The 11539-nt window shown below is 74.0% G+C and carries 13 protein-coding genes and 1 pseudogene; 8 read left to right on the forward strand and 6 right to left on the reverse strand.

Annotation, left to right across the window (positions count from 1 at the left end; translation table 11 throughout):
- Positions 1–631 (reverse strand): acyltransferase (locus VR44_RS20215; RefSeq protein ID WP_045948957.1); only part of this gene is annotated, 631 nt, incomplete at its 3' end.
- Between the two features lie 131 nt (positions 632–762).
- Between VR44_RS20215 and VR44_RS20220 the strand changes: the two genes are divergently transcribed.
- The gene (locus VR44_RS20220) at positions 763–1329 is read left to right on the forward strand and encodes a gamma carbonic anhydrase family protein (RefSeq protein WP_045948958.1); all 567 of its coding nucleotides are present in this window, start codon (positions 763–765) and stop codon (positions 1327–1329) included.
- Positions 1330–1422: 93 nt separating this feature from the next.
- Here VR44_RS20220 and VR44_RS20225 read toward each other — a convergent pair whose 3' ends face one another.
- Together VR44_RS20225 and VR44_RS20230 are read right to left on the reverse strand one after the other, a co-directional pair.
- Positions 1423–2085, reverse strand: a complete 663-nt coding sequence (locus VR44_RS20225) for a DedA family protein (RefSeq protein WP_045948959.1) — start codon at positions 2083–2085, stop codon at positions 1423–1425.
- A gap of 175 nt (positions 2086–2260) precedes the next feature.
- Positions 2261–2719 carry a DUF4442 domain-containing protein gene (locus VR44_RS20230; protein WP_211275102.1) on the reverse strand — a complete coding sequence of 153 codons (459 nt, stop codon included), beginning with the start codon at positions 2717–2719 and terminating at the stop codon, positions 2261–2263.
- A gap of 96 nt (positions 2720–2815) precedes the next feature.
- Here VR44_RS20230 and VR44_RS20235 point away from each other — a divergent pair, with 96 nt between their 5' ends.
- Both VR44_RS20235 and VR44_RS20240 read left to right on the forward strand, forming a co-directional pair.
- Entirely contained in the window at positions 2816–3853 is a 1038-nt protein-coding gene (locus VR44_RS20235) for a DUF8017 domain-containing protein (protein WP_045948961.1), read from the forward strand.
- 104 nt (positions 3854–3957) lie between these two features.
- Complete coding sequence (locus VR44_RS20240; RefSeq protein WP_045948962.1) at positions 3958–5280, forward strand: MFS transporter; 1323 nt, start codon at positions 3958–3960, stop codon at positions 5278–5280.
- A gap of 19 nt (positions 5281–5299) precedes the next feature.
- Here the strand turns inward: VR44_RS20240 and VR44_RS20245 are convergent, their stop codons facing one another.
- The 3 genes from VR44_RS20245 to tuf form a co-directional block, all read right to left on the reverse strand.
- The gene (locus tag VR44_RS20245) at positions 5300–6091 is read right to left on the reverse strand and encodes a spermidine synthase (RefSeq protein ID WP_045948969.1); all 792 of its coding nucleotides are present in this window, start codon (positions 6089–6091) and stop codon (positions 5300–5302) included.
- Between the two features lie 97 nt (positions 6092–6188).
- The gene (locus VR44_RS20250; protein ID WP_045948963.1) at positions 6189–7049 is read right to left on the reverse strand and encodes a patatin-like phospholipase family protein; all 861 of its coding nucleotides are present in this window, start codon (positions 7047–7049) and stop codon (positions 6189–6191) included.
- A gap of 75 nt (positions 7050–7124) precedes the next feature.
- A complete protein-coding gene (gene tuf, locus VR44_RS20255) occupies positions 7125–8306 on the reverse strand; it encodes an elongation factor Tu (protein WP_045948964.1) in 1182 nt (393 codons plus the stop codon).
- A gap of 430 nt (positions 8307–8736) precedes the next feature.
- Between tuf and VR44_RS20260 the strand changes: the two genes are divergently transcribed.
- From VR44_RS20260 to VR44_RS20275, 5 genes and pseudogenes are all read left to right on the forward strand, one after another.
- Positions 8737–9453, forward strand: coding sequence for a TVP38/TMEM64 family protein (locus VR44_RS20260; RefSeq protein WP_045948965.1), 717 nt, complete (start codon positions 8737–8739; stop codon positions 9451–9453).
- Between the two features lie 48 nt (positions 9454–9501).
- Positions 9502–10380: an undecaprenyl-diphosphate phosphatase gene (locus VR44_RS20265; protein WP_045948966.1), complete on the forward strand. Its 879-nt coding sequence runs from the start codon at positions 9502–9504 to the stop codon at positions 10378–10380.
- Between the two features lie 113 nt (positions 10381–10493).
- Positions 10494–10670 (forward strand): hypothetical protein, encoded by a 177-nt coding sequence (locus VR44_RS42765; protein WP_094191774.1) that lies wholly within the window; start codon positions 10494–10496, stop codon positions 10668–10670.
- 69 nt (positions 10671–10739) lie between these two features.
- Positions 10740–11201 carry a nuclear transport factor 2 family protein gene (locus VR44_RS20270; RefSeq protein WP_094191775.1) on the forward strand — a complete coding sequence of 154 codons (462 nt, stop codon included), beginning with the start codon at positions 10740–10742 and terminating at the stop codon, positions 11199–11201.
- A 66-nt stretch (positions 11202–11267) separates the two neighbouring features.
- Positions 11268–11539: pseudogene (locus VR44_RS20275) on the forward strand (apolipoprotein N-acyltransferase); the annotation flags it as partial.

The following is an 11539-nucleotide window of genomic DNA, read 5'->3' on the forward strand; positions in this document are numbered from 1 at the left end:
AGTCCCAGCGGCGCACGACCTTGGCCGGGGCCCCCGCCACCACGGCGTGGTCCGGCACCTCGCCCCGTACGACGGCCCCCGCGGCCACCACGACGTTGCGGCCCAGCTTCGCCCCGGGAAGGATCACCGCCCCCGTGCCCAGCCAGCAGCCCGGCCCGATCTCCACCGGGGCACTGCGGGGCCACTGCTTGCCGACGGGCTGGTGCGGGTCGTCGTAGCTGTGGTTGGTGGAGGTGATGTAGACGCCCGGGCCGCAGAAGGTGTCGTCACCGATGGTGATCCGGGCGTCGGCGATCACGTGGCTTCCCCGGCCGAGGACCACTCCGTTGCCCAGGACCAGCACGGGGTCGGGGCCGAGGTCGAGATCGGGCATCATCCCGGCGGTCAGGGTGACCTGCTCCGCGATGATGCAGTGACCGCCCATGCGGATCCAGGGCTCGCCGAAGACGGTCCCCTGGGGAAAGGCGAGCCGGGTGCCGTCGCCGATCGCGCCGAAGCGCAGCCGGCCCGGGTTCTCGGCGGTGACCGCACCGGCCCGCTGCATCCAGCGCCAGCCCGCGTGGACCGCGCGGCCGGCGACGCGGCGGCGCAGGGCGGCAAGGGATGAGAACGTGTTCTGGTTCTTCGGCACCCGGCCACGGTAGTGGCCCCCGCCCCGGACGTCCGGACCGCATTCCTGTGATCTTCACCCCATCGCGGTCCCGGGACGGCCGTGCCCTACGGTGCGGGTAGCGCGGCATCCGGAAACAGAGGGAAACGATCATGACGAACCAGACCGGCGACCCGGGCCAGACCGGCCAGGGCGCTCTCATCGCGGCCGTGGGCGACCGGCGGCCGTCCCTGGACCCGACGGCGTTCACCGCCCCGACCTCGGTCGTGGTCGGCGACGTCACCCTGGGCGCGGGCGCGAGCGTCTGGTACTCGGCGGTGCTGCGCGGCGACTGCGGCCCGATCACGCTCGGCGCCGGCAGCAACGTCCAGGACAACTGCACGCTGCACGTGGACCCCGGCTTCCCGGTGTCCGTCGGCGAGCGGGTCTCGATCGGCCACAACGCCGTCGTGCACGGCTGCACGGTGGAGGACGACTGCCTGATCGGGATGGGCGCGACGGTGCTGAACGGGGCCGTGATCGGCGCCGGTTCGCTGGTGGCCGCGCAGGCGCTGGTCCCGCAGGGCATGGTGGTACCGCCCGGCTCCCTGGTCGCGGGCGTGCCGGCCAAGGTGCGGCGGGAGCTCACCGCGGAGGAGCGCGAGCACATCAAGCTGAACGCCGCGATGTACACGGATCTGGCCGGGCAGCACCGCGCCGCGCTGCTGCCGCAGGACTGACGGGGAGGCAGCCCGCCCGCGCGTGCCCGGGCCCCGGGCACGCGCGGGCGGGGCCCGGGGGCACGGACACCCGGCAGCCCCGGGGGCCGGACGTCAGTCCGCGGCGCCCGCCGGGGTCGTGACCCGCGCGTCCGCCTCCTCACGGGCGGCGGCCGCGGCCTTCTTCATCCGGGCGCGCACCACCAGCGTGACGACGAGCCCGAGCAGCAGGGCCGCCACCAGGGCCAGCCAGGAGAACCGCTTCAGCCAGGGCTCCGCGACGATGCCGACGGTGTAGATGACCGCGGTGGTGCCGCCGGCCCAGAGCACGCCGCCGAGCACGTTGGCGATGAGGAACCGCCAGTAGGGCATGCGCAGCACGCCCGCGAGCGGCCCGGCGAAGATCCGCAGCAGGGCCACGAACCGGCCGAAGAAGACGGCCCACATGCCCCACCGGTCGAACGAGCGCTCCGCCACGGCCACCTGCTCGGGCCCGAAGTGCTTCGGGAAGCGCCGGCCGAGCTTCTCCAGCAGCGGCTTGCCGCCGCGGCGCCCGATCGCGTACCCGATGGAGTCGCCGACGATCGCGCCCGCGATCGCGCAGAGCCCCAGGACCACGGGGTCGATGTGCCCTTGCTGCGAGGCCAGCAGGGCCGCGCTCACGAGGATGATCTCCCCTGGCAGCGGGATGCCCAGGCTCTCCAGTCCGATGACCAGACCCACCAGGAGATAGACACTGATCGCCGGAATCGTCTCCAGCCATTCCTGGACGTGCACCGGTTCGCCCTCCCTCGTCGTCACCGCCGCGCCCCGGGGACACGCCGAACGAGCAGCCTATCCGCTCCCCACCACAGGCTTTGCCCGCAGCACGGTTCCCGCGGCGAACGGCCGGCGAACACCTCCCGACGGCCGGAACCGCCCGGCAGGCGTCCGCCGCCGCCCTACCGGGCCGTCAGGCGGTCGCGTGGGGGCGCAGCGTCCACACGACGGTCATCTCGCCCGTGACGGCCTCGTCCTCGCGCTGGATGGCGATGGTGACGGGGAACTCGGGGCGGCCGCCCGCGTCGAGTTCGGCGACGACCTCGGAGGCCGGGCGGCCCAGGGTCGCGGTGGCCGTCACGACGCCCTTGGCGAGCTTCTTGTAGCCGATCTCGGCCTTGACGGCCAGCGGCACGGCGCGCGAGAGCTGGTCGCCGAAGGCGGCCAGGACGATCGCGCCGCTCGCGGACTCGGCCAGGGTGAACATCGCGCCGGCGTGCGGGCCGCCGACGTGGTTGTGGAAGTCCGGCTGGTCCGGGAGGCGGACGACGGCGCGCTCCGACGTGGTCTCCAGGAACTCCAGGTTCAGGGTGCGGGCCATCGGCACGGTCTGGGCGAGCAGTTCGCCCACGTTCATCTGTTCTGCGCTCATGACACGCGATGTTACCCACGAGTAGATGAAGTTGGCCAGGGCTCGGGAGGGGGCGGACGTGGCTCCCGCACCCCACTCCCACTATGGTTACCGGCCATGTGGCCAGGACAGCAGCAGCCGCCCGGGGGACAGCAGGGCCCCCAGGACGCGCAACAGAACCCGTACCAGCAGCAGCCGGGACAGCCGAACCCGTACCAGCAGCAGCCCCAGCCGGGATTCGGTCAGCAGCAGCCCGGCTACGGCTACCCGCAGGCGGGCGGTTACCAGACCCCGCCCCCGGTCCAGCCGTGGGGCCAGCCCGCCCCGGCACCGTCCGCGCCGCGGACGTCCGGCGGGAGCCCGTTCTCGACGAAGACCGTGGCCATCGTGGCGGCCTCGGCGGTCGTCGTGACGGCGGCCGCGACCGCCGCCTTCGTCCTCACCCGGGACGACAAGGCGAGCAACCAGGCGAACGACAAGCCGGCCGCCGCCTCCTCGGCGCCCGTCACCCCCGCCGCGCCGCCCGCCCCGAGCAGCAACCCGCGCGGCGGCGGCGACACCAAGCCCGTCATCCCGGGCTGGAAGGTGGTGATGAACCCGAAGCACGGCACCGCCTTCGACGTCCCGCCGGAGTGGAACGTGGCGAGCTCCGGCGTGATCTCCGGCTTCGAGGACGCCAAGAAGGGCGACGGCTCCCCCCTCGTCACCTTCTCCGCACCCGCCTTCCTCAAGGAGGACTGGTGCAAGGTGGACTCCAACAAGGACGGCAAGGAGGAGAGCACCGGCCTGGCCGGCACCGGCACCAAGGGCGGCCAGGGCGCCAAGGACACCGCCGGGGCCGCGCACAGCGAGGCGGGCACCTGGGTGTTCGCCGCCTTCTCGCAGAAGCTGCCCGAGGACAGGGTCAAGATCTCCGAGTCCAAGGAGTTCACGACCCTCTCCGGCCTCAAGGGGCACTACGCCACGGCGACCGTGAGCGACATCCCCAAGGAGAACAAGTGCACCACTGACGGCAAGAGCATCGCCTTCAGCTTCCGCAACTCCAAGGGTGACTTCGCCAGCTGGGTCCTGTGGAGCGCCGCCGGGGTCCCCGGCGAGGTGGACCAGGCCACCGAAGAGAAGATCATGAGCTCGGTCCGCCTCCTCGGCAACTGACCTCACGCACCACACGCACCACGCACCACCCCATCCCCGGGCCGATTATCCGTTTTCCGGTTATTCGTTTGGATTCTCGGCCCGGGGCAGGGGATAGTCCCCGGGTGAGCCAACCCCCCACGGACTCCCCCGCCACCGCCGCACGCCGCCTCCCCTCCTGGGCGGGCCGCAACTACACCCTGTTGACCGGGGCCGCGGTGGTGACGAACCTCGGCAGCCACGGAGCGCTCATCGCCTCCGCCTTCGCCGTGATGGACGCGGGCGGCTCCGGCGGCGACGTCGGCCTCGTCGCGGCGGCCCGTACGCTGCCCCTCGTACTCTTCCTGCTCGTCGGCGGAGCCATCGCCGACCGGCTCCCGCGCCACCGCGTGATGGTCGCGGCCAACGCCCTCAACTGCCTCTCCCAGGCGGCCTTCGCGGTGCTGGTCCTGACCGGCGACCCCCAGCTGTGGCAGATGATGCTGCTCACCGCTCTGTGCGGCACCGGCACCGCCTTCTTCAACCCGGCCGCCGAGGGCATGCTCCTCTCCAGCGTCTCGGGCGAGCACTCGAACCGGGCGTTCGCGCTCTTCCGCATGGCGATGAACGGCGCGGGCATCGGCGGGGCGGCCCTGGGCGGCGCCCTGATCGCCGCGATCGGCCCCGGCTGGGTCCTGGCCGTGGACGCGGCCGCCTTCGCCGTCGCGGGCGCCCTGCGCGCCTTCCTCGACGTCGGCCACATCGCCGAACGGGCGCCGGGCGGGGGCCTGCTGGCCGACCTGCGCGAGGGCTGGGTGGAGTTCCGCTCCCGCGCCTGGCTGTGGAGCATCGTGCTCCAGTTCTCCGTCGTCGTCGCCGTGGTCGGGGCCGCCGAGTCGGTGTACGGGCCCCTCGTCGCCCGCGACCGGCTGGGCGGGCCGGCCCCCTGGGGCGTGGCCCTGGCCTTCTTCGGCGTGGGCACCATCGCCGGCGCCGTCCTGATGATGCTGTGGAAACCGCGCCGCCTGCTGCTGGTCGGCACGCTGTGCGTGTTCCCGCTGGCGCTGCCCTCGGCGGGCCTCGCGGTTCCGCTGCCCACCTGGGGGCTGTGCGCGGTGATGTTCGCCAGCGGCGCCGCCGTCGAGGTGTTCGGCGTGAGCTGGATGACGACGATGCACCAGGAGATCCCCGAGGAGAAGTTCTCCCGGGTCTCCGCCTACGACTGGTTCGGCTCGCTCTCCCTGCTCCCCCTGGCCACCGCCCTGGCCGGTCCGGCCGAGACGGCCTTCGGCCGGACCCCGGCCCTGTGGGGCTGCGCGGCCCTGGTGATCGTGCCGACCGCCCTGGTCCTCCTGGTCCCGGAGGTCCGCCACATCACCCGCAAACCGGTCCCCGCGAAACCCGCCGCGGGCCACGCTCCCGCACCCGACTCCAGCCCCGCCGCACCTGCCGGCTCCGCCGGCGTCTGAGGCGCGGGCCCCGGCCCCCTCATCCCAGGCTGAACGCCCCCTCCGGCGGCTCCGGCGAAGCGACGGCGTCGGAGTCCGCCACGGGCGACGCCCCCCGCATGAACCGCGCGAGCCCCTCCCCCGACTCCACCCGGGCGGGAAACGCGTCGCCCGCACACCGCCGGGCCAGCGCGGCCAGTGGCAGCGGCGCGTCGGACGCCAGCAGCACCGCGTTGCCGAAGCGCCGCCCGCGCAGCACCCCCGGCTCGGCGATCAGCGCGAGCTCCCCGAACGCCGCCGCGAAATTGGCCAGCTGGGCCTTGAGGAAGCCGAACGGCGCCCCGTCGGCCAGGTTCGCCGCGTAGAGCCCGCCGGGCCGCAGCACCCGGGCCACCTCGCGCGCGTACTCCACCGAGGTCAGCTGGGCCGGCACCCGCGAGCCCCCGAACACGTCGGCGACCAGGACGTCCGCGCTCGCCGCCGGGGCCGACTCCAGCCAGGCCCGGGCGTCGGCGGCGTGCACCTCCACCCGTGCCCCGGCCGCCAGCGGCAGGTGCTCCGCCACCAGCTCCACCAGCCCCGCGTCGAACTCGACCACCGTCTGGCGGGAGCCCGGCCGGGCCGCCGCGGCGTAGCGGGGCAGGGTCAGCGCGCCGCCGCCCAGGTGGAGCAGGTCCAGGGCCGCCCCCGGTTCGGCCGCGCAGTCCAGTACGTGCGCGAGGCGCCGTACGTACTCGAACTCCAGGTGCTCGGGCTCGTCGAGGTCCACGTAGGACTGCGGGGCCCCGTTCACGGTGAGCAGCCAGGCCCGCTCCCGGTCCACGTCCGGCATCAGCTTGGCGGTGCCCTGGCCCACTTCCCGGATCACCGGGATCTGTTCGTCGCTCACCCCACCATTGTCGGGCCCCGCCGCCCCGGGCCCGGCCCGCTCAGGCCCCCGACCAGACGGCCGCCGCTTCGGCCGCGTGCGCGGCGGCCTGGGCCAGCCCCGCCCGTGCCGCGGGAGCCCGCCGGGCGGGGTCGAGCAGGTTGCGGCCGAAGGCCTTGCGGGCCTCCGGGGACGAGGTGATCAGCAGCACCCGCGCCCCCTCGGCCCGCAGCCGCTCGGCCTGCCGGACGGGAGAGGGGAGCCTCCCCACGCCGACGGGCAGCGGTGCGAGGATCACCACGCGCCGGTAGCCGGACGCCAGGTCGGCGTTGACGGCCGAGCGGAAGCCGCCGTCCACGTAGCGGCGGCCGCCGATGGTGACGGGCGGCCACACCCCGGGCACGGCGCAGCTCGCCGCGACGGCGTCCACCAGCCCGGCCCCGTCCTCCCGGTCGAAGGCGGCGCCCTCGCCGGTCAGGGCGTCGACGGCGGTGACGACCAGGCGCCGCTCGGGCCACTCGTGCGAGACGAGCCGGGCCGCCAGGACCGCACGCCGTTCCGCCTCGGTGGGGGTGTCGGCGGCGAGGGCGAGGGCGCCGGCCCGCCTGCCGTACTCGGCGGCGTCGCGCGAGCGGAGCATGGCGAGGGCGTACCGGGCGACGAGGCCCGCGCCGAGCTTCGCCGCGATCTCCCCGGCGGGGTCGGCGAGCTGGCGCTCGTACAGCTCGCGCGGGCTGAGCAGCCCGGAGGTGAGCTGGGCACCGACCACCGAGCCGGCGGAGGTGCCGACCACCAGGTCGGCACCGGTGAGGTCCGCTCCGGCGCGGGCGAGCCCGTAGAGCATCCCGGCCTCCCAGCCGATGCCGACGAGCCCGCCGCCGCCGAGCACCAGTGCCGTCCCGCGTCCCGCCGTGCCGCTCATCCCCGCCCGCCCCTCGCTCCGCCCCTGTGGTGACGGCAGTCTGGCAGGGCCGGACCGCCGCCACCACGGCCGGGGCTACCCGAGGACCTCGGTCACCGTCCCCGCGCCGACGGTGCGCCCGCCCTCGCGGATCGCGAAGCCGAGCCCCGCCTCCAGGGGCAGGTCCCGGCCCAGCTCGACGGTCATGGTGACCGTCTCACCGGGGCGGGCCACCCCGGCTCCGCCGAGGTCCACGTCGCCGACCACGTCGGCGGTGCGGATGTAGAACTGCGGCCGGTAGCCGGAGGACAGCGCCGTCGTCCGGCCGCCCTCCCGCGCGGAGAGGACGTACACCCGCGCGGTGAAACGGCGCCGCGGCGCCACGCTGCCGGGCGCGGCGACCACGTGCCCGCGGCGCGCGTCGCCACGGTGCACCCCGCGCAGCAGCAGTGCCACGTTGTCCCCCGCCTCGGCGGACTCCATCGGCTTGCCGAAGGTCTCCAGGCCGGTGACGACGGTCTCCACGGGCTCGCCGTCGCCCCCGAGGAGCGCCACGCGGTCGCCGAGCCGGACGGTGCCCCGCTCGACGGCGCCGGTCACGACGGTGCCGCGGCCGGTGATGGTCAGGACGTTCTCGACCGGCAGCAGGAACGGCGCGTCCGTGTACCGCACGGGCATCGGCACGTACGTGTCGACCGCGTCGAGCAGCGCCTCGATCGCCCCCGTCCAGCGCGGGTCGCCCTCCAGCGCCCCGAGCCCGGAGACCCGTACGACCGGCGCCTCGTCGCCGCCGTAGCCGTGGGCGCTGAGCAGTTCGCGGACCTCCAGCTCCACCAGGTCGGTCAGCTCCGGGTCCCCGGCGTCGGCCTTGTTGAGGGCCACCACGATGTGGTCCACCCCGACCTGCCGGGCGAGGAGCACGTGCTCGGCGGTCTGGGGCATGACCCCGTCGAGGGCGGAGACGACGAGGATCGCCCCGTCGAGCTGGGCCGCGCCGGTGACCATGTTCTTGACGTAGTCGGCGTGGCCGGGCATGTCGACGTGGGCGTAGTGGCGGGTGTCGGTCTCGTACTCGACGTGCGTGAGGTTGATGGTGATGCCGCGCCGGGCCTCCTCCGGGGCCCGGTCGATCCGGTCGAACGGCACGAAGGAGGCGCCGCCGCGCTCGGCGAGGACCTTGGTGATGGCGGCGGTGAGGGTGGTCTTGCCGTGGTCGACGTGACCCATGGTGCCGATGTTGAGGTGCGGCTTGGTGCGGGCGAAGGCCGTCTTGGCCATGATGTCTTTCCCGTGTCTCGAAGCTGGAACGGGACCCCTGGAGCGAACCGACCCTCCCCCTGCGGGGTCCGCCGGACGATCCGGGAAGGGTCAGCTTCGTGCGCCGTCGAACGCGGCGGCTGCCGCTGCGGCGAAGGCCTCTGCCAGGGCGGATGCCGAGGGGGCGAGGAGGGCAGCCTTCGGCGCGTCCGCGACTGCGGACGGCGCTGCGGGGAAGGCGTACCGGGACATGCCCCTGATGCTGCCCGAGGGGGCGGGGCGCGTCGAACGAATTACCGGCGCGCCCCTGCCCGTTCACCGGGCTCCGCCCCTCCGGCCTCCGGCCCGCCCCGTCCGGCTCCGATGAGCGGGTCCCGTCCGCCCGGCTCCGTTCGTCCGGATGAGGTCTGGATTACGGCGGGCTGCCGCTCCGGTCGGTTAATCTCCCCGGATGTCCCTCCTCCTCGCGCCGTGGACGCGGCTGTCGCTGCTCGTCGTACTGCTCGTGGCGGCCGGGGTCTGCGTCCTGGTCTACGAGCCCCAGCGGATGCTCTCCCAGGGCTGGCCGACGGGGCTCCCCGTGGGCGTGGCCGTGCTGCTGTTCGGGGGCGCGTACGGGCTGTGCACGGCGGCGTTCGTGCCGCGCCCGCTGCTGAACCTCGCCGCGGGGGCGGTCTTCGGCGCCCAGGCCGGCCTGGTGGCGGCCGTCGGCGGCACGGTGCTCGGGGCCGGGATCTCCTTCGGGCTGGGCCGGGTCATGGGCCAGGAGGCGCTGCGTCCGCTCCTGCGGGGGCGCTGGCTTAAGGCGGCCGACGCCCAGCTGAGCGGGCACGGCTTCCGCTCCGTCCTGGCGGTGCGGATCTTCCCCGGGGTGCCCTTCGCGGCGGCCAACTACCTGGCGGCGGTCTCCCGCTGCGGCTGGCTCCCGTTCCTGCTGGCCACGGCACTGGGAACGGTGCCCAACACGACCGCGTACGTGATCGCGGGAGCCAGTGCGTCCTCCCCCGGTTCACCTGCGTTTCTCGTCTCGTTCGGGTTCATCACCGTCTCCGGTGCGGTCGCCGCCGCGGTCGCCTGGCGGGGGCGGCACCGGCTCGCGGGCCCCGCCGCGCACGAGCCGTCTCCGGTACACCCCCCTGTGGTCGGGGCCGCTCCCCACGGGCCCTAGCATCGGACCCGAACTGCCCGACGATCACAAGGACGAGCACCCACCGACATGAGCTGGTTCGAATCCCTAATCCTCGGTCTCGTCCAAGGTCTCACGGAGTTCCTTCCGATCTCCTCCAGCGCGCACCTGCGGCTGACCGCGGCCTTCGCCGGCTGGCACGACCCGGGTTCGGCCTTCACGGCGATCACCCAGATCGGCACCGAGGCCGCCGTGCTGATCTACTTCCGCAAGGACATCGCACGGATCGTCTCGACCTGGTTCCGCTCGCTCTACACCAAGTCGCTGCGTTCCGAGCAGGACGCGCGGATGGGCTGGCTGGTCATCGTCGGCTCGATCCCGATCGGCGTCCTCGGCGTCGCGTTCAAGGACCAGATCACCGGCCCCGCCCGTGACCTGCGGCTGACCGCCACCACCCTGATCGTGATGGGCCTCATCCTCGGCTTCGCCGACTGGCTGGCCTCGCGGGACGAGCAGGGCGGCCGGCACCGGGTGGTCAAGCAGCGCAAGACGCTCAAGGAGCTGGGGGTCAAGGACGGCCTGATCTTCGGTGTGTGCCAGGCGATGGCGCTGATCCCGGGCGTCTCGCGCTCGGGTGCGACGATCTCGGGCGGTCTGCTGCTGGGCTTCACGCGCGAGGCGGCGGCCCGCTACTCCTTCCTGCTGGCCATCCCGGCCGTGCTGGCCTCGGGCGCGTTCGAGATCAAGGACGTGATCGAGAGCCCCGGCCACATCACCTGGGGGCCGACGATCTTCGCCACGGTGATCGCCTTCTTCGTGGGCTACGCCGTGATCGCGTGGTTCATGAAGTTCATCTCGAGCAAGAGCTTCATGCCCTTCGTGATCTACCGGATCCTGCTCGGCATCGCCCTGTTCGTGCTGATCGGCATGGGCGTGCTGGAGGCCGAGGCGGGCGCGTCCGGCACCTAGTCCGGCCGCCAGGACCCACACGCACGCGACGGAGGCCGCCCGGGAACGTTCCCGGGCGGCCTCCGCTCGTTGTGCCCGGTGAGACCTGAACGGCGAGCAACAGGGGGTGTCCCATGGGTCGGGTGGTACTGGAGCGGTTTCCGGCCGGGAGTCCGCGGGGCAGCTGGCCCGCGGAGGAGTACGCGGCGCAGCGGATGCGCGAGGGCGTGCCGGCGGAGGTGGTGATGGACCTGGCCAGTGACGCGTTCCTGGTCGTGATCCGGCAGCGGGAGGCGCATTCCGGCCACTGAGCGGCACCTTGAAGATCCCGTGGCCGCACGGCCCTTGGCCTCGCGGGCCGCCGGCCGCACACTGACCCGATGACTCAGCGTGTGGACCTGGCGACGGTGATTGACCGGCTGGCGGTCGACGAGGTGGTCTCGGGGTACGCGGCGGCCGTCGACGACGGCGACTGGGCGGCCTACCGCGCCCTGTTCACCCCCGGCGGGCGGGCCGACTACAGCTCGGCGGGCGGGGTCGAGGGACCGGCCGGGGAGGTGGCCGACTGGCTCGCGGAGACCATGCGGCTGTTCCCGGTGCGCCAGCACCTCATCGTCAACCGGCGGATCCTGCTGGAGGACCGGGACGGCTTCCCCGGGGATCGCGCACGCGTGCTGGCCGACTTCCTGAACCCGATGCGGCTGGCGGGCGACGGCGACCGGGGCACCGCCCCGAACTTCGTCGCCGCCGGCCGCTACACCTTCACGCTCGCGCGCACCCCGGACGGCTGGCGGCTCACCGGAGTGACCGTGCACGAGAAGTGGCGCCACATGCAGGCCTGAACGCCGGCCGGGAGTTGCGGGCGCGGCCCGTCGGATGCGGTCCCACACTGGAGGCGGAGGCACGTCATGGTCGCGGAGCTGAGCGGGCGGAGCGGGCCCGACGGGCTGAGCAGGCCCGCGGGGCTGAGCCAGCGGAGCCGGTGGTGGCGGGCCGCGGGCACGGTGGCCGCCGGGGCGGTGCCCTGCCTGGCCTTCCCCGCCCCGGCGCTGTGGTGGCTGGCGTACGTCGCCCTCGTGCCCTGGATGCTGCTGCTGCGCTCCGCCCCCACCGGGCGGCGGGCGGCGCTGGAGGGCTGGCTCGGCGGCGCGGGGTTCATCGTGGCCGGGCACCACTGGCT

Source organism: Streptomyces katrae (assembly GCF_000966975.1).
GTDB classification, from domain to species: Bacteria; Actinomycetota; Actinomycetes; order Streptomycetales; family Streptomycetaceae; genus Streptomyces; species Streptomyces katrae.

What these genes read in the sequence shown, in the direction of transcription:
- VR44_RS20220 (WP_045948958.1), top strand. Translation starts at nt 763, where the DNA reads ATGACGAACCAGACCGGCGACCCGGGCCAGACCGGCCAGGGCGCTCTC.
- VR44_RS20230 (WP_211275102.1), bottom strand. Translation starts at nt 2,719, where the DNA reads ATGAGCGCAGAACAGATGAACGTGGGCGAACTGCTCGCCCAGACCGTG.
- VR44_RS20235 (WP_045948961.1), top strand. Translation starts at nt 2,816, where the DNA reads ATGTGGCCAGGACAGCAGCAGCCGCCCGGGGGACAGCAGGGCCCCCAG.
- VR44_RS20245 (WP_045948969.1), bottom strand. Translation starts at nt 6,091, where the DNA reads ATGCCGGACGTGGACCGGGAGCGGGCCTGGCTGCTCACCGTGAACGGG.
- VR44_RS20250 (WP_045948963.1), bottom strand. Translation starts at nt 7,049, where the DNA reads ATGAGCGGCACGGCGGGACGCGGGACGGCACTGGTGCTCGGCGGCGGC.
- tuf (WP_045948964.1), bottom strand. Translation starts at nt 8,306, where the DNA reads ATGGCCAAGACGGCCTTCGCCCGCACCAAGCCGCACCTCAACATCGGC.
- VR44_RS20260 (WP_045948965.1), top strand. Translation starts at nt 8,737, where the DNA reads ATGTCCCTCCTCCTCGCGCCGTGGACGCGGCTGTCGCTGCTCGTCGTA.
- VR44_RS20265 (WP_045948966.1), top strand. Translation starts at nt 9,502, where the DNA reads ATGAGCTGGTTCGAATCCCTAATCCTCGGTCTCGTCCAAGGTCTCACG.
- VR44_RS42765 (WP_094191774.1), top strand. Translation starts at nt 10,494, where the DNA reads ATGGGTCGGGTGGTACTGGAGCGGTTTCCGGCCGGGAGTCCGCGGGGC.
- VR44_RS20270 (WP_094191775.1), top strand. Translation starts at nt 10,740, where the DNA reads ATGACTCAGCGTGTGGACCTGGCGACGGTGATTGACCGGCTGGCGGTC.